Origin of the sequence: Streptomyces sp. NPDC014727 (genome assembly GCF_043083485.1) — a bacterium.
GTDB lineage: Bacteria > Actinomycetota > Actinomycetes > Streptomycetales > Streptomycetaceae > Streptomyces.
On the sequence record NZ_JBIBYR010000005.1, the window covers coordinates 89,342 to 105,037 of the forward strand.

Genomic DNA, 15,696 nt, shown 5'->3' on the forward strand with positions numbered 1-15,696 from the left:
CTCGCAGGGAGGGAAGGGGCTGTGCGTGCGCACAGCCCCTTCCCGGTTCCCGGGTCCTAGTACGTCAGCCCGTGACCGACCGGGTACAGCACCCGCGCCGGATCGTCGGCGCGCTGCACGGGCACCGGCAGGGTGCCCTCCGGCTCCGCGCGGCCCGCGATCACGCGGGCGGCGGCCCGCAGTTCGACATCGGTCCAGGAGTACGTGGCCAGGTTCGCCGCGAACCCGGTCCCGGCCAGCTGGGCGATGTCGTACGGATTGCGGATCGCTACGGTGATCACCGGGATGCCGGTCGCCGCGAGGGCGCTCACCAGGGTGCGCTGCGAGCTGGTCGCCGTGACGTTGTACGTCCCGACGATCACCGCGTCCTTGCCCTGTGCGGCCGCCACCGCCTCGTCGATCTTCGCCTTGGTGGGGGCGGTACCGGTGGACAGCGCCGTTGCCGTGTACCCCAGTTCACCGAAGGCGGTGGCCAGGGTGGTGGTCGGCGGTCCGGTGGTGCCGGACGGGGAGGCCGGGTCGGCGCCGACCACGAGCAGGTTCTTGTGGGACCGCCGCGAGAGCGGCAGCACCGCGCCGTCGTTGGCGAGCAGTGTGGTGGTGCGCTCGGCGATCCGGTCGGCGGCGGCGAGATGGGCCCGTGTCCCGACGGTGTGGTCCACGCCCTTGTGACTCACGAACGGGTCGTCGAACAGCCCGAGCTTCGTCTTCAGCCGCAGAATGCGCAGAATCGATTCCTCGATCCTGGCCTCGCTGATCTCACCGCTCTTCACGGCCTCCAGGACGGCGTTCCAGGAGACGTCCAGGTTCGGCGGGTTGAGCAGCTGGTCGACGCCCGCAAGCAGGGCGAGGACCGGCACGCGCTCGTCGCCGTACTTCGTCCGCACGCCCTCCATGCCGAGCGAGTCGGTCACCACGACCCCGTCGTAGCCGAGCTCCTCGCGCAGGATGCCGGTGAGGATCGGACGGGAGAGCGTCGCCGGGTCCTCGGCCGGATCCAGCGCCGGGACCACGATGTGCGCTGTCATGATCGAGTCGATGCCCGCCGCGATCGCGGCCCGGAACGGTGGCTCGTCCAGCTCTGCCCACTGCTCCCGGGTGTGGCGGATGACGGGCAGGCCGGTGTGGCTGTCGGTGCTGGTGTCGCCGTGGCCCGGGAAGTGCTTGGCGGTCGAGGCGATCCCGCTGCTCTGATACCCCTTCACCTGCGCGGCGACCATCGCCGCGACGGACTGCGGGTCGGAGCCGAAGGACCGTACGCCGATGACCGGGTTGGCCGGGTTGACGTTGACGTCGGCGTCCGGGGCGTAGTTCTGGTTGATGCCGATCGCTGCCAGTTCGGCGCCCGCGATCTGCCCGGCCCGGCGGGCGTCGGAGCGCGAGCCGCCCGCGCCCAGCGCCATCGCGCCGGGCATCAGGGTGGCGGGCTCGCCGACGCGGCAGACGATGCCGTGCTCCTGGTCGGTGGAGACGAGGAGCGGCAGGGGGGTCGGTCCGGAGAGGCCGGCGCGCTGGATGCCGTTGGAGAGGTCGGCGATCTGGTGCGGGTCGCGGGTGTTGTGCGCCCAGGCGAAGTAGATGATTCCGCCGACGTGGTACTTGGCGATCATCTCGGCGGCGGTGCGGACGCCGATCTCGGCCAGGTTGGCGTCGATGTCGGCCTGATCGGGCTCGGTGGCGGAGTGCCCGTACACCCGCATCACGAAGAGCTGCCCGACCTTCTCCTCCAGGGTCATCCGGGAGATGAGCCGCTTGAGGCGCTTGGTGGTGGCGGCTGAGTTCTGCTGCCCGCCGCCGGGCCCGCTGCTCGCGGACCTCTGGGCGGCGAGGGCGCCGGGGGCGATGACGCCGCCGGTGACGGCGACGGCGGCGGTCGCGGCGCTGGCGGTGAGAAGGGTGCGTCTGGAGGTGCGGTGGTGCACGTGAGCTCCTTCGGCCGTACTCGGGGACGAGAGAGAAGGTGAAAGAAACTTCCAAGGAGCACGGATATACAGAAAATAACTTCCGGTCAAGGGTCTGGACCGTTTTGAGCCTGTCCAGTGCTTGAAGGGGCGCCGGTGATTCGGTTCCGTCCGGCGGACGGGGGGCCACGACCAGGCGCGGGGGCGGACTGGAGACGGAGGCGGCCCCCGACAGCGGGGGGCCGCAGCCGTTCCTGGAGCGAGGTCCCCCGTAGCGGCCACCATCATCCGGCTCCGCAGGTAACCAGCGAGTCGGAACCGGGCTCGGACGCTGGAGGTGGAATCCGGGTGGGCGAGACCGAGAAGTGGTGGCCATTCCTGTCGGTGTGCAGAACTTTGCGGCAGTGTACGGCGTGCACGGCCCGCAGGTGCCGCGGTGGGAGACCCGCAGCGCGCCGACGTACGAGCGCGCGGCGCCCCGTTCCGGCACTCCAGGCCGCTTCCCCTTCGCCCCTGTGCTGCGATGGCTGACGCCTCCGCCATTGGCCTCGTCGTCACCGTTGATGGCGTATGGCGCGCCGGTGCCGCCATCTCAAGTTTTGCTCAAGTAATCCAGTAAATGCGCAAAGGGATCCACGAAGTTGTCTAGGTTGTGCAGAGACCCGCCCAGCCCACTGGGCGTCAAGTAGGGGGAATTCACGTGCGAAAAGCAACGATGCGGTACGTTCTCGCTCCAGTCGCGGCCTTGGTCCTCACTGCAGCACTGGGCACTTCGGCCGACGCGGTGGAGGAGTCGGTCGACGTAGCGCCTGAAGAAGTCGCCGCCGACCAAATCGCCACGCAGGAGTCGGCTGACACCGTGGTGGACGGCCCTTCCAAGTCGGCCGTCCTGGTTGCAGTCGATCGTGCTCTTGGTGCTCTGCCCGAGATAGGCGCCGACAGTGATGTAGGGCCCATGCGCTGCGACAACCCGGTCAAGCAGTGGGTCGAAGTGAGCAACATGAAGGACTACCACGTTCCGTCCTGGTGGAACGGCACCAACTTCAAGGACGGTCCGGGCGGATCAATGAGAGTCAGCGTCGAGAAGGCGGGGAAGATCGGGGTCGAGGTCTCCGGTACCGCGGGGGTCAGTGGCAGTGTCATTGTTGCTGAAGTCAAGGCGGAGTACACCGCCAAGGTGGTTTTGGAGGTGGGGGTCACCGTGGGGCATACATACACGCACGCCATCCCCGCAAAGAAGTACGGCCACATGCAGTACGGCTCGTGGGGCAGAAGGGTGAACTGGGCAAAGTACAAGACCAGTTCCGACCGTTGTGGCAAGGTGAAGATCGGCTCAGGCACTGCGAAGCTTCCCACCAGGTCAACCGGCTGGCGATACTGGACGACGAATTCATGATGACCCAACCACGCGCCCTGAGGCGCAGCCTCGCATTCTGTTGTGTCTCTGTAGCGGCCATTGCCCTCGTTGCCGGATGCAGCGACGGCTCCGACGGGGCAAGCGGGCCGAGCTCGCCGAAGAGCAGTCCTGGGCAGCATCGGAAGGACCCTGCCGAAGCGTCCGACCGTGTGGAGAAGAGACTCGGTGAGCAGGTCCAGCAAGCTCTGGGTACGGAGGAGGTCGGTGACAGCGACCCGCTGTTTGTCGAGGCCGGCCTCGAACGTGTCAGCGACGGAGTCCATACCGAGCCGGAACTGACGCGAGGGCGTTCGTACGAGTTGGCGGTCGCCTGCGCCGGAAAGGGCAGAATCACCCTGTCCATAGCCCTGAAGAATCCCGTCCGCCAGACCGTGGAATGTGACGGCGTCCCGCTTCGCCGACGCCTCACGGCCTCGGTGGCCAAGGTCAGCATCGACACCGAGGGGAAGCCGGGGGCTACGGGAATGGTTGCCTGGCGCCTGGACAAGGCCGACAAGTAGGCCGCAGGCCCACCCGGAACCCAGCACGGCGGGCATCTGGATCACCCCGGACCACCGGCCGTCGGGGTCGCCGCCGTGGCTGCTGGACACGCTGCTAGGAGGCGCCTGCGTCCAGGACGGTGGAGCGGGTGGCCTGTCCGGCGGTGGTGACGGCGTTGCGGAGCGGTGGTACGAGGGGCCGGGATCGGCGATCGTGCCGTACGGGCCGGCGGGGGGCGAGTAGGGCGGGGGCTGTTGCCGGGTTGTCGGTGGCGGCCCTCTCGCCGTACAGGCCTGTGGAATGGGAACCGATCCTCAATGCCCATGGAACACCTCCAGCCCCACCGCTGCCCCGTGCGCCTGGAGTGCCGACACGGCCGCCGTGATCGCGGGCCGCCGGGCCGCCTCCGTGCGCCACAACGCGTACAGCCGGCGCACCGGTACGGGGGTGAGCGGCACCGCCACCACTCCCGTCGGCAGCGGCCCCCGTCCCAGCCGGGGGATCATCGCGACCCCGAGACCGGCGGCGAGCAGGGCCAGTTGGGTGTGGTTCTCCTCCGCCTGGTGCCGGATGTCAGGTTCGTAACCCGCCGCGCGCAGCGTCCGTACGAGCCAGTCGTGGCAGACCGTCCCCGGCGGCTGGCAGATCCACCGCTCCTTCGCGAGCTCCTCGCGCCGCACCGCGTCCCGTCCGGCGAGCCGATGGCCCTCGGGCACCAGCAGGTCGCACAGGTCGTCACCGATCACCGCCTGCGCCACGCCGTCGGGAGCGGGCAGCGGGGCGATGTCCCAGTCGTGCGCGACCGCCAGATCGATCACGCCCTTGGCCACCAGGTCGACCGAGAGGTGCGGATCGACCTCGGTCATCCGGACATCCAGGGCGGGGTGGTCCCGGTCCAGCCCGGCCAGCATCCCGGGCAGCAGTCCGCGCGCCGCGGACGCGAACGCGCCGATCGACAGCCGCCCGGTCGGCAGCCCCCTGCGCTCCTCCAGCGTGGTCTCCGCGCGTTCCATGATCGCCAGCAACTGCTGGGCCGTCGCGGCGAGATGGAGCGCCTCCTCGGTCAGCGCCACACCGCGTCCACGGCGTTCGAGGAGCGTCGTGCGGGTCTCCCGTTCCAGCTTGGTGATCTGTTGCGAAACCGCCGACGGGGTGTAGCCGAGCGCGGCCGCCGCGCCCGCGACGGAGCCATGGACGGAGATGGCGTGCAGTGCGCGCAGCCGGGACAGATCGAGCACCGGAACCTCCCGGACGTGGGATCTCGTGATTCATTAGCAACACTCAATTCCACCATGAAGGAATCCGTGCTGGTGCTACATGGTCCGCCCGGGTGATCCTCGGTGCATGCGTCCCCTCCACATCGCCCTGGCCGCCCTGGTGGCCGCCGTCTGGGGTGTCAATTTCGTCGTCATCGAGATCGGCCTCGGGCACTTCCCGCCGCTGCTCTTCTCCGCCCTGCGCTTCCTGGTCGCCGCGCTGCCCGCGGTCTTCTTCGTCGGCCGGCCCAAGGTCGCCTGGAAGTGGATCGTGGGGGTCGGGCTCGTTCTCGGAGTGGCGAAGTTCGGTCTGCTCTTCATCGGCATGGACCGGGGCATGCCCGCCGGCCTCTCCTCCCTGGTGCTCCAGGTCCAGGCGGTCTTCACGGCCCTCTTCGCGGCGCTCGCGCTGGGCGAACGTCCGGGAAGAATACGGATGTCGGGGATGGCGGTGGCGCTGGCGGGCATCGGCGTGGCTGCGGTCGACGAGGGCGCGAGCGGGCCCGTGCTCGCCTTCTTCCTGGTGATCGCGGCGGCGGCCTGCTGGGGTGTGTCCAACGTGCTGACCCGCAAGGCCGCGCCGCCCGACTCCCTCAACTTCATGGTCTGGGTCTCGACCGTCCCCGTGCTCCCCCTGCTCGGCCTCTCGCTCCTCTTCGAGGGCTGGGACCGCGACGTCGACGCGCTGGCCGCGCTCGACTGGAGCGGCGTCGGAATCATCGTCTACGTCGCCTGGATCACCACCGTCTTCGGCTTCGGGGCCTGGGGCTTCCTGCTGCGCCACCACCCGGCGTCGTCGGTGGCCCCGTTCACCCTGCTCGTCCCGGTCTTCGGGATGTCGTCGGCCGCACTGCTGCTGGGCGAGTCGGTGAGCCCGCTGCGGTGGTGCGCGGCGGCGCTGCTGGTGGGCGGGGTGGCCCTGACGTCGCTGGCGGGGGCGCGCCGGACCAGCGCCGCGGTACCGGCGACGCCGGAAGGGATGCCGGAACCGGAATCGGAGCAGGCACAGCAACCGGAGCAGGAACCGGAATCGGAGCAGGCACAGCAACCGGAGCCGCGGCCGAAGGCGCGGGCCTGAACACGACCGCGACCGCGACTGCGCGGTGCCTGTGCCCGTGCCTGTGCCCGCGTCCGCCTACGACTTGGGCGCCCCCAGCCGCAGCAGATGTTCCCGTCCCGCGCTGAGCAGCCCCGGCAACTCGGCCGCGCCCGGGTGCCACCGCTTCTCGTACTCCCAGCAGACCCAGCTGTCCGGGTCCAGCGTGTCCAGGCAGTCCCGCAGGGGCAGCACGCCGGCGCCCAGCGCCAGTGGTTCGGTGTCCTCGGCCGACGCGATGTCCTTCACCTGTACGTAGGCCAGGTGCGGGGCCAGCACGGCGTGGCTGGCGGCCGGTTCCTCGCCCGCCAGCCAGGTGTGCATGATGTCCCACAGCGCCCCGACCTGCCGGTGCCCGACCGTTCCGACGATCCGGGCCACGTCCGCGCCCGCCCGGTGCGAGTCATGGGTCTCCAGCAGGATCCGTACGCCCCGGTCGGCGGCGTGCGGAGCGGCGGCGCCCAGCCGCCGGGCGGCGGTCGCGTCGGCCGCGGCGGGGTCCTGGTCGCCGCCGCCCGGGAAGACCCGGACGTACTGCGCGCCGAGGTCGTGGGCCAGTTCCACCAGCCCGGCGAGTTCGTCCAGCACGGGCCGGTCGTCCCCCTCGGCGGCGACCCGGACGTACCCCGCGACGGTCAGGATCTCGACGCCGCCCCTCTCGAACTCCTCGACGACGTCGGCGCGTCGGAGTGCCGAAAGACCCGGATGCACCGGCTCCTCGGGGTGGGCGCGCAGTTCCACCCCCTGATAACCGTGCTCGGCGGCGAGCCGGACGACCTCGGCCATCGGCATCCCCGGGACTCCGAGGGTCGAGAAGGCGAGCTTCATGTGCGGTGTTCCTTCCGTCGGTACGTGCCACCGCCCTGCGTGGACCGGACGGTGGCCGGCACATCATGGCCCCGGGACCTGCCCTGCCGGTACCACCGGCCCCGGGCGGAGCCTCACACCGCCCGCGGTGGTGCCGTCGACCCCCGCACCATCAGTTCGGCCGCGATCGTCGCGATGCCTCCCGGCGGCGGCGCCTCCTTGCCCATCGCCAGCCGCCCCGCCCGTGCGCCCGCCTCGAAGAGCGGCAGTCGTACGGTCGTCAGCGCCGGGACCGCGTCCACCGAGAACGGCAGATCGTCGAATCCCGCCACCGAGACGTCCTCGGGGATGCGCAGGCCCTGGTCCCGGATCGCCGCACTGGCGCCCAGTGCCACCGTGTCGTTGGCGGCGACGACGGCCGTCACCCCGGGTTCGCGGCGCAGGAGTTCGAGGGTCGCGTCATAGCCGGAGCGGCGGTCGTAGGGGCCGTGGACGGTGAGCCGGTCCTGCTCCCCCGCGCCCACCTCGTCGCCGATGAGCCCCGCCGCCCGCATCGCGGCGCGGTGGCCCTCGAGGCGGTGGCGGGTCGTCGTCCGCTCCAACGGGCCCGCGACATAGCCGATCCGCCGGTGGCCGAGCGAGAGCAGATGCTCGGTGAGACGTCGCCCGCCGCCGCGGTTGTCGAAGGCGAGCGAGGCCACGACCGCCTCGCTGCCCGGCAGCGGGGGCCGCCCGCACAGCACCACCCGGGTGCCCGCGTCCGCGAGTTTCGTCAGCTTGGCGGAGACCGCCGCCCGGTGCGCCGGGTCCTCCACGGCGCCGCCGGTCAGGACGACGGCGGCGGCGCGCTGGCGCTGGAGGAGAGTGAGATAGGTCAGCTCGCGCTCCGGGGAGCCGCCGGTGTTGCAGATGACGGCGAGCTTCTCGCCGCCCGCTCGGCCGGAACCGTCCCCGGGCCCGCCGATCTCGGTCTGCGCCGCCCCCGCCATGATCCCGAAGAACGGGTCGGCGATGTCGTTGACCAGGATGCCGACCAGGTCGGACGTGGCCGCGGCCAGTGAACTCGCGGGCCCGTTGAGTACATAGTCCAGGTCGTCCACCGCGCGCAGTACCCGCTCCCGGGTGGACGCGGCCACCGGGTAGTTGCCGTTCAGCACGCGGGAGACGGTGGCCGGGGACACCCGGGCGCGGGCCGCCACATCAGCCAGGGTGACTGTCATCGCTTTTCTCCGAGGAGTGTCGGGGGTGAGAGGAGTGAGAGAGGTTGCCGGCGCGCCCCCTCTTGTCCGGGCCGCTGTCGGCAGGCTAGCGTCATCTCCGATAGAAAGCGCTTGCTACGAGTGTATGGAGGAAACTTTCGTGACACGCAGGACAGTGCGCATTGCCATGAACGGCGTCACGGGTCGCATGGGACACCGGCAGCACCTGGTGCGCTCGATCCTCGCCATCCGCGAGCAGGGCGGCCTGGACCTCGGAGACGGTGACGTGCTGTGGCCCGAGCCCGTCCTGGTCGGCCGCCGCGCGCATGCGCTGGAGGAGCTCGCCGCGCAGCACGGTCTGACCGAGTGGTCGACCGACCTCGACGCGGTTCTCGCCGACGAGACCATCGACATCTACTTCGACGCCCAGGTCACCTCGGCCCGCGTCGAGGCGATCAAGAAGGCGATCGCCGCGGGGAAGCACATCTACACCGAGAAGCCCACCGCCACGGACGTCGAGGGTGCCCTGGAGCTGGCCCGGCTGGCCCGTGACGCGGGGATCAAGCACGGCGTCGTCCAGGACAAGATCTTCCTGCCGGGCCTGCTGAAGCTGAAGCGCCTCATCGACGGCGGCTTCTTCGGCGAGATCCTCTCCGTGCGCGGCGAGTTCGGCTACTGGGTCTTCGAGGGCGACTGGCAGGAGGCCCAGCGCCCGTCCTGGAACTACCGTGCCGAGGACGGCGGCGGCATCGTCGTCGACATGTTCCCGCACTGGGAGTACGTGCTCCACGAGCTGTTCGGCCGGGTCTCCACCGTCCAGGCGCACGTCCAGACGCACATCCCGCAGCGCTGGGACGAGCGCGGCAAGCCGTATGCCGCCACCGCCGACGACGCCGCGTACGGCATCTTCCAGCTGGAGAGCGGCGCCGTCGCGCAGATCAACTCCTCCTGGACGGTCCGCGTCAACCGCGATGAACTCGTCGAGTTCCAGGTCGACGGAACGCACGGCTCCGCCGTCGCCGGACTCCGCAACTGCCGCGTCCAGCACCGCTCGGCCACCCCCAAGCCGGTCTGGAACCCGGACCTCCCGGTCACCGAGTCGTTCCGCGACCAGTGGCAGGAGATGCCCGACAACGCCGTCTTCGACAACGGCTTCAAGGCCCAGTGGGAGCTCTTCCTGCGCCACATCGCTCTCGACGAGCCGTACACCTGGGACCTGATGGCCGGTGCCCGCGGAGTGCAGCTCGCCGAACTGGGCCTGAAGTCCTCCGTCGAGGGCCGCCGCCTCGACGTGCCGGAGCTGACGCTGTGAGGAGCCACCCGGCGTGCAGGGCGACGGAGCCGATCCGTTGACCGGCCACCTCGCGTACGGGACGTCGGAGGCGATCCCGTGACCATCCACCCCGCGTACGGAGCATCGGAGCCGACCCCGTGACCATCCACCTCCCGCAGGGCCTGTACGAGCCCCGCGCCACCCCGCTCGACCTCGCCCCCGGCGGCGCGCCGCTCGCCTCCCGTACGGTCTTCTCCGCCGCCCATGTCGTCGCCGACCCGTTCGCGGACATCAGCCCCGACTCACCGGCCGCCGTCGACTGGGACGCCACCCTCGCCTTCCGCCGTCATCTCTGGTCGCACGGTCTCGGCGTCGCCGAGGCCATGGACACCGCCCAGCGCGGCATGGGCCTGGACTGGGCGGGCGCGGCGGAACTGATCCGCCGTTCCGCCGCCGAGGCGAAGGCCGTCGGAGGCCGTATCGCCTGTGGTGTCGGCACCGACCAGCTCCCCGCCGGCCCGGCCTCGCTCGCCGAGGTGAGGGCCGCGTACGAGGAGCAGCTCACGCTCGTCGAGGAGAGCGGCGCCCAGGCCATCCTGATGGCCTCCCGTGCGCTCGCCGCCGCGGCGAAGGGGCCCGAGGACTACCTGGAGACGTACGCGCACCTGCTGCGCCAGGCCTCCGAACCGGTCGTCCTGCACTGGCTCGGCCCGATGTTCGACCCGGCGCTGGAGGGCTACTGGGGCTCGTCGGACCTGGACGCCGCCACCGACACGTTCCTGAAGGTCATCGCCGAGCACCCGGACAAGGTCGACGGGATCAAGATCTCGCTCCTGGACGCCGAGCGCGAGATCGACGTACGCCGCCGCCTGCCCGGCGGGGTCCGCTGCTACACCGGCGATGACTTCAACTACCCCGAGCTGATCGCGGGCGACGACCGGGGCTTCAGTCACGCCCTGCTCGGCATCTTCGACCCGCTGGGTCCGCTGGCCGCCCACGCCGTACGCGTCCTGGACACCGGCGACACCCAGGGCTTCCGCGAGCTTCTCGACCCGACGGTCGAACTGTCCCGCCACCTCTTCCGGGCGCCCACCCGCTTCTACAAGACGGGCGTGGTGTTCCTCGCGTGGCTCGCCGGGCACCAGGACCACTTCACCATGGTCGGCGGCCTGCAGTCCGCCCGCTCGCTGCCGCATCTGGCGAAGGCGTACGAACTCGCCGACCGACTGGGCCTGTTCCCCGATCCGGAACTGGCCGAGTCCCGGATGCGCGCCCTGCTCACGGTCAACGGAGGCACCCGATGAGCGACGGCCGTCTCTCCATCAATCAGGAGACCATCAAGCAGTGGTCGCTGCCTGAACTGGCTGAGGGCTGCGCCAAGGCGGGCATCGACAAGGTGGGCCTGTGGCGGGCCCCCGTCCAGGAGTACGGCGTGGAGCGCACGGCCGCCCTGCTCGCCGACAACGGACTGACCGTCACCAGCCTCTGCCGGGGCGGCTTCTTCACCGCCCTCGACCCGGCGGAGCGGGCCCGCGCCCTGGACGACAACCGCGCCGCGATCGACGAGGCGGCGGCCCTGTCCACCGACACCCTGGTCCTCGTCTCCGGCGGCCTCCCGGCAGGCAGCAAGGACCTGCACGGCGCCCGCGAACGCATCGCGGACGCCCTGGGGCAGCTCACGCCGTACGCGGCCGAGCGCGGCGTACGTCTCGCGATCGAACCGCTGCACCCGATGTTCGCCTCGGACCGCTGCGTCGTCTCCACGCTCTCCCAGGCCCTGGACATCGCGGAACGCTTCCCCGCCGACCAGGTGGGGGTGGTCGTCGACACGTACCACGTCTGGTGGGACGACCAGGCACCCGCCCAGATCGCCCGCGCGGGCGCGGCCGGCCGCATCCACTCCTTCCAGCTGGCCGACTGGATCACCCCGCTCCCGGCGGGCGTCCTGCTCGGCCGGGGGCAACTGGGCGACGGAGCCGTGGACTTCCGCGCTTTCCGCTCCCTGGTCGAGGCCGCCGGCTTCGACGGCCCGATCGAGGTGGAGATCTTCAACGAGGGCCTCTGGGCCCGCGACGGCGCCGAAGTCCTCGCCGAGGTCGCGTCCCGCTACGCCGAACACGCCTGCTGAAAGGGCCTTTTTGCCATCAGGGTAAAGAGATCGTCAAGGCGTGCAACCGTCCAGCACCCCGCCGAGTCATATCTGTCGTCGGGTGCTTCCGGGGAGGGATCCGGGGGGATCGGGAAGCCCTGACGGTGGGGGAAAGCGAGGGGGTCCGGTCTGCTGACCGGACCCCATTCCGCGTCTCCGGGCCTCTCATGCGGATTCCCGCGCTGCCGAACTCGTCCCTGTGGATTCCCGTACCCTGGAACTCGTCCCTGCGGATTCCCGCACTGCCAGGTCGTCCCGTTCAGGAGAGACCGCCTCGCCACAAGCCGATCAGTAGGCCGAGTTGACGTTGTCGATCGAGCCGTAGCGGTGGGCCGCGTAGTTGCAGGCGGCGGTGATGTTGGCGACCGGGTCGTAGATGTTCCACGAGGTGCCGGGGACGTGGTACGCCTTGAAGGTCGGGTCGATGACCTGGAGCAGTCCCTTGGACGGGATGCCCTTGGCGGCGTTGGAGTCCCAGTTGTTGATGGCGTTCGGGTTGCCGCTCGACTCGCGCATCAGGTTGCGGTGGATGCCGTTGTAGGAGCCCGGGATGCCCTGGGCGCGCATGACCTCCAGTGACTGGTTGATCCAGGTGTCGACGCTGCCGCCGAACCGGGCGGGGGCGGCGGCCGAGGCGGCCGGGGCGCCGGCGAGAGAACCGGCGACGACTGCGGCACCGGCGGCGGCCATGCCGAGCGAGATCTTCTTCGTCCGGGTCATGTGAGCGAACTTCTTGGACATCGCGGAGAGCTGCATTGGAAATTACCTCTTCCGTGGGGATGTCGGGAATTGTTAAGCGAGTTCCAAACTCCGGTCAATGACCCCCTTTACTATCGGGTTACGTACAGGGGATCAGTATCAGTGTGCGAAATCGCCGCAAAGGAGCCATCAAATGGGTTCTTTGTCCTACTAAGTCGCATCATGGTGACGCACGTCATATCGCCCGTATCACGCGACAGAAGTGTCAATTGCACCCAAACCGGACACGGGTGTATTGCCTGCGCCGAGCGAAAACTTCTCTATTCACCCCCGTGCAAGGAATGAAAAGCGCGGCGCAATGGAAGCGCGGTCGATCCATTCGGAACGGCCTTGGGGGGCAGGGCTGGAAATGGGAAGGCCCCTGGACTCGTCCAGGGGCCCGCGCTCCTCCATGACCGGAGCCCTTCCGCCGACAGGAGCCTGTGACTGTCGGCGGCAGCCGCGCGCAGCCTGTCGGCCGAGGCGACTACGGGTCCCGTCGGCGCCCCTGGACGGTCACGCGCTGCGGCGGCGCAGGGTGAGCCATGTGTGCCTTGCCGCCTGGCCGGGCTCCTCCGTGGCCCGCAGCTCGACCAGCTCGGGGAACCGGGCACGCAGTTCCGACTCGAGACGGGAGTGGAGGGTGAACCCGGCGGCCGGGCAGTGCGTGCACGTGCCCGCCATCCGCACCTCCGCGTGCCGGTCGTGGGCGGACACGATCCTCACTTCGCCACCGTGGGAGCGGATGTAGTCCCCGACGGATCCGTCCAGGACGTCTTGCAGCGCGGCGCGCAGCATGTCGTCCTCGGTGACCATCTCGGCCGGCCACCACCGCTGAGGGTGCTGGAGTGCGGCGCTGAGCGCGTCGCGCACTCGCGCTCCCGTGCCGGACCAGCTCCGGCCGTCGGCGAGCCGGATCACCACCGCCTGTGTCTCCACCTCGATGGAGGCGACGTCTTCGCAGCGGAGCATCTTCCCGAGCTCGTCCGGTGCGTCGGCGATCTCTCCGACGACCGGCAGCGTGCCGGCAGGGATCACCCAGCGGACGGCCTGCGGGTCGGCCGTGGCCTCGGGGTGCATGGGGACGACGCTCATGCCAGCAGTCCTACGAGGGTGTGCGTCAGGAAGGCCATGGTCCAGGCCAGCACGAACATGTAGCTGAAGGCGACTGCGGGCCATCTCCACGAGCCGGTCTCACGGCGCATGACCCCGATGGTCGACATGCATTGCAGCGCGTAGAGGAAGAAGACCAGCAAGGCGGCCGTCGTGGCCGGAGTGAAGAGCTTCTGTCCCTGATGGGGCCCGTCGGTGTACGTCATGTGTGCCAGGGTTTCGGCCGGCTGGTCGGGGTTCTGGGCGGCAGCGACCTGGCCGAGGGTGGCGACGAACACCTCGCGGGCGGACAGCGATCCCAGCACGCCGATGTTGATCCGCCAGTCGAAGCCGAGGGGTTCGAAGACGGGTTCGATGGCGTGACCGATGTCGGCGGCGTAGCTGTGGTTGACCTCATAGGCCGAGACCGCGGTCCGGTCGGCCGGGTCGACCCCGGCGGAGCGCAGTTGCGCATCGCTGTGCATGGGCAGGCTGAGCAGCAGCCACAGCCCGATGGTGACGAACAGGATGATCCGGCCGACCTTGTACAGGAAGCCCTTGCAGGCACTCCAGACGGCGTCCGCCACCGACCGCAGCCGCGGCAGCCGGTACGACGGCATCTCCATGTAGAACGGCAGCACCGGCCCGCCCCGGCTGCTGAACCGTTTGAAGACCCAGGCCGTCGCCATGGCCGAGAGCGCGCCGACGAGGTACAGGGCGAACATGACGAGGCCCTGGGCGCCGAAGGGCCCGACCCTGGTGTCGGGACTCACGAGCAGGCCGGTCAGCAGCACATAGACCGTCAGGCGCGCCGAGCAGGTCATCAGCGGCGCGCCCATCATGGTCGCGAAGCGGTCCTTGGCCGACGGGAGGGAGCGGGTGGCCATGATGCCCGGGATGGCGCAGGCGAGAGAGGAGAGCAGGGCGACGAACGCCCGGCCCTCCAGCCCGGCCTTGGCCATGAGCCGGTCCATCAGGAATGCCGCGCGGGAGAGGTAGCCGCTGCCCTCCAGCAGCGAGATCATCAGGAACAGCAGGGCGATCTGTGGCAGGAAGACCAGGACGCCGCCCACGCCGCCGATCAGGGCGCTGCCCAGGAAGCCGGAGAGCAGCGGGTTCGAGACGTATTCGGTGACCAGCGTGCCGAGCCGGTCGAAGAGGCTCTGCACCGCATCCTGCAGCGGTGTCGCGACGGTGAAGATGATCTGGAAGAACGCGAACATGGTCGCGAAGAAGATGAGCGTGCCCCACAGCGGGTGCAACAGCACGGAATCGATGCGCCGCGTGCGGCGGTCGACCTCGGGTACCTCGTAGCCCGCGCTCTGCAGCAGCGACTCCACCCAGGCCCACCTCTGTGAGGGATCGGTGGGCGGCGGAACGACCGGCCGCTCCCACGCGGCCGAGTCGAGCAGCATGGACTGCAACTGCGCCAGGTCGTTGCGTGACCCGCTCGTCACCCCGACGACCGGCACACCCAGAGCACGACGCAGGGCCGAGACGTCAAGGGTGCCGCCGCGACGGGCCAGTTCGTCACGGAAGGTGAGTACCACACAGATCGGCAGGCCTGTCTGCATGACTTGGGCGAGCAGCCCGAGGGAACGACGCAGCGTCGTCGCGTCGATCGTGACGAGAATCCCATCGGGTGTGCCGATGCCCGGGTTGTCCGGGTCGAGCGCATCGGCGACGACCTGCTCGTCCGGGCTGATCGGGTCGAGACTGTAGGTGCCCGGCAGGTCCTCGATGACCACCTCGTGCTCGCCGACACGCGCCATCCCCTCGTAGCGCGCGACGGTCACACCGGGGTAGTTGCCGGTCTTGGTCCGCAGGCCGGTCAGGGCATTGAAAAGCGTGCTCTTGCCCGAGTTCGGACTGCCGACCAGAGCCAGACGAGTCTTGCCGGTGACCGTCTGGGCCACCGGGCCGCAGTGTGCGCTCATGCAATGCGCCGTACATGAATGCCGACGGCCTGCGCTTTGCGCAGTGCCACCTCGTACTCCGCGATCTGGAAGACAACAGGGTCGCCGAGCGGCGCCTTCCGCAGCACGGTGACCTCCGCGCCGGGGGCGAACCCCAAGTCGAACAGTCGTCGCGCGGTGCTCGGCTCGACCGACTCGTCGATGTCGATCACCTGGCCACTCATCCCGGGCCGCAGGTCGGCCAGTCGCGCGTCCCCCGCTGAATCCGCCGGCGCGGACGGACCGCTCTTGAGGCGCGCACCCAACTGCAATGAGACCATCGACATCCTCAATCCCGGGACCCCTGAGCAACTTAGGGCAGGCTAACCATTT

General features: G+C 69.9%; 14 protein-coding genes. 6 read left to right on the forward strand and 8 right to left on the reverse strand.

Translation table 11 applies throughout. From position 1 onward, the window contains the following. Window positions 1–56: 56 nt before the first annotated feature. On the reverse strand, window positions 57–1,922 hold the full coding sequence (locus ACF1B9_RS10670) for a glycoside hydrolase family 3 protein (protein WP_391740974.1): 1,866 nt from the start codon (window positions 1,920–1,922) through the stop codon (window positions 57–59). Window positions 1,923–2,601: 679 nt separating this feature from the next. Here ACF1B9_RS10670 and ACF1B9_RS10675 point away from each other — a divergent pair. Both ACF1B9_RS10675 and ACF1B9_RS10680 read left to right on the forward strand, forming a co-directional pair. Continuing rightward, complete coding sequence (locus ACF1B9_RS10675; RefSeq protein ID WP_391740973.1) at window positions 2,602–3,297, forward strand: hypothetical protein; 696 nt, start codon at window positions 2,602–2,604, stop codon at window positions 3,295–3,297. A gap of 170 nt (window positions 3,298–3,467) precedes the next feature. After that, window positions 3,468–3,818, forward strand: a complete 351-nt coding sequence (locus ACF1B9_RS10680; protein ID WP_391740972.1) for a hypothetical protein — start codon at window positions 3,468–3,470, stop codon at window positions 3,816–3,818. Between the two features lie 294 nt (window positions 3,819–4,112). On the opposite strand, the gene ACF1B9_RS10685 is transcribed toward ACF1B9_RS10680, so the two are convergent. Then, window positions 4,113–5,036: a LysR family transcriptional regulator gene (locus ACF1B9_RS10685; RefSeq protein ID WP_391740971.1), complete on the reverse strand. Its 924-nt coding sequence runs from the start codon at window positions 5,034–5,036 to the stop codon at window positions 4,113–4,115. Window positions 5,037–5,142: 106 nt separating this feature from the next. Here ACF1B9_RS10685 and ACF1B9_RS10690 point away from each other — a divergent pair, with 106 nt between their 5' ends. Continuing rightward, window positions 5,143–6,132, forward strand: a complete 990-nt coding sequence (locus tag ACF1B9_RS10690; RefSeq protein WP_391740969.1) for an EamA family transporter — start codon at window positions 5,143–5,145, stop codon at window positions 6,130–6,132. A gap of 57 nt (window positions 6,133–6,189) precedes the next feature. Here ACF1B9_RS10690 and ACF1B9_RS10695 read toward each other — a convergent pair whose 3' ends face one another. Both ACF1B9_RS10695 and ACF1B9_RS10700 read right to left on the reverse strand, forming a co-directional pair. Continuing rightward, window positions 6,190–6,978, reverse strand: a complete 789-nt coding sequence (locus tag ACF1B9_RS10695; RefSeq protein ID WP_391740967.1) for a sugar phosphate isomerase/epimerase family protein — start codon at window positions 6,976–6,978, stop codon at window positions 6,190–6,192. Between the two features lie 113 nt (window positions 6,979–7,091). Further along, window positions 7,092–8,177 (reverse strand): LacI family DNA-binding transcriptional regulator, encoded by a 1,086-nt coding sequence (locus ACF1B9_RS10700; protein WP_391740966.1) that lies wholly within the window; start codon window positions 8,175–8,177, stop codon window positions 7,092–7,094. Window positions 8,178–8,316: 139 nt separating this feature from the next. Here ACF1B9_RS10700 and ACF1B9_RS10705 point away from each other — a divergent pair, with 139 nt between their 5' ends. The 3 genes from ACF1B9_RS10705 (at window position 8,317) to ACF1B9_RS10715 (ending at window position 11,557) form a co-directional block, all read left to right on the forward strand. Beyond that, the gene (locus ACF1B9_RS10705; protein WP_391740965.1) at window positions 8,317–9,468 is read left to right on the forward strand and encodes a Gfo/Idh/MocA family protein; all 1,152 of its coding nucleotides are present in this window, start codon (window positions 8,317–8,319) and stop codon (window positions 9,466–9,468) included. A gap of 119 nt (window positions 9,469–9,587) precedes the next feature. After that, a complete protein-coding gene (locus tag ACF1B9_RS10710; RefSeq protein WP_391740964.1) occupies window positions 9,588–10,733 on the forward strand; it encodes a dihydrodipicolinate synthase family protein in 1,146 nt (381 codons plus the stop codon). Beyond that, window positions 10,730–11,557 carry a sugar phosphate isomerase/epimerase family protein gene (locus ACF1B9_RS10715; RefSeq protein ID WP_391740963.1) on the forward strand — a complete coding sequence of 276 codons (828 nt, stop codon included), beginning with the start codon at window positions 10,730–10,732 and terminating at the stop codon, window positions 11,555–11,557. The genes ACF1B9_RS10710 and ACF1B9_RS10715 overlap by 4 nt, the downstream gene beginning before the upstream one ends. A gap of 309 nt (window positions 11,558–11,866) precedes the next feature. Here ACF1B9_RS10715 and ACF1B9_RS10720 read toward each other — a convergent pair whose 3' ends face one another. The 4 genes from ACF1B9_RS10720 to ACF1B9_RS10735 all read right to left on the reverse strand — a co-directional run bounded on the left by ACF1B9_RS10720 (window position 11,867) and on the right by ACF1B9_RS10735 (window position 15,650). Continuing rightward, window positions 11,867–12,334: a transglycosylase SLT domain-containing protein gene (locus ACF1B9_RS10720; protein WP_391740962.1), complete on the reverse strand. Its 468-nt coding sequence runs from the start codon at window positions 12,332–12,334 to the stop codon at window positions 11,867–11,869. A gap of 498 nt (window positions 12,335–12,832) precedes the next feature. Next, window positions 12,833–13,411, reverse strand: a complete 579-nt coding sequence (locus ACF1B9_RS10725) for a NifU family protein (RefSeq protein ID WP_391740961.1) — start codon at window positions 13,409–13,411, stop codon at window positions 12,833–12,835. Further along, a complete protein-coding gene (locus ACF1B9_RS10730) occupies window positions 13,408–15,345 on the reverse strand; it encodes a ferrous iron transporter B (RefSeq protein WP_391740960.1) in 1,938 nt (645 codons plus the stop codon). Before ACF1B9_RS10730 ends, ACF1B9_RS10725 begins: the two co-directional genes overlap by 4 nt. After that, window positions 15,342–15,650, reverse strand: coding sequence for a ferrous iron transport protein A (locus ACF1B9_RS10735; RefSeq protein ID WP_391795900.1), 309 nt, complete (start codon window positions 15,648–15,650; stop codon window positions 15,342–15,344). Before ACF1B9_RS10735 ends, ACF1B9_RS10730 begins: the two co-directional genes overlap by 4 nt. Window positions 15,651–15,696: the final 46 nt, after the last annotated feature.

Bases quoted from the DNA above. Each gene is read 5' to 3' on its own strand.
- ACF1B9_RS10690 (WP_391740969.1), top strand. From the start codon at position 5,143: ATGCGTCCCCTCCACATCGCCCTGGCCGCCCTGGTGGCCGCCGTCTGG.
- ACF1B9_RS10695 (WP_391740967.1), bottom strand. From the start codon at position 6,978: ATGAAGCTCGCCTTCTCGACCCTCGGAGTCCCGGGGATGCCGATGGCC.
- ACF1B9_RS10700 (WP_391740966.1), bottom strand. From the start codon at position 8,177: ATGACAGTCACCCTGGCTGATGTGGCGGCCCGCGCCCGGGTGTCCCCG.
- ACF1B9_RS10715 (WP_391740963.1), top strand. From the start codon at position 10,730: ATGAGCGACGGCCGTCTCTCCATCAATCAGGAGACCATCAAGCAGTGG.
- ACF1B9_RS10720 (WP_391740962.1), bottom strand. From the start codon at position 12,334: ATGCAGCTCTCCGCGATGTCCAAGAAGTTCGCTCACATGACCCGGACG.
- ACF1B9_RS10725 (WP_391740961.1), bottom strand. From the start codon at position 13,411: ATGAGCGTCGTCCCCATGCACCCCGAGGCCACGGCCGACCCGCAGGCC.
- ACF1B9_RS10730 (WP_391740960.1), bottom strand. From the start codon at position 15,345: ATGAGCGCACACTGCGGCCCGGTGGCCCAGACGGTCACCGGCAAGACT.
- ACF1B9_RS10735 (WP_391795900.1), bottom strand. From the start codon at position 15,650: ATGTCGATGGTCTCATTGCAGTTGGGTGCGCGCCTCAAGAGCGGTCCG.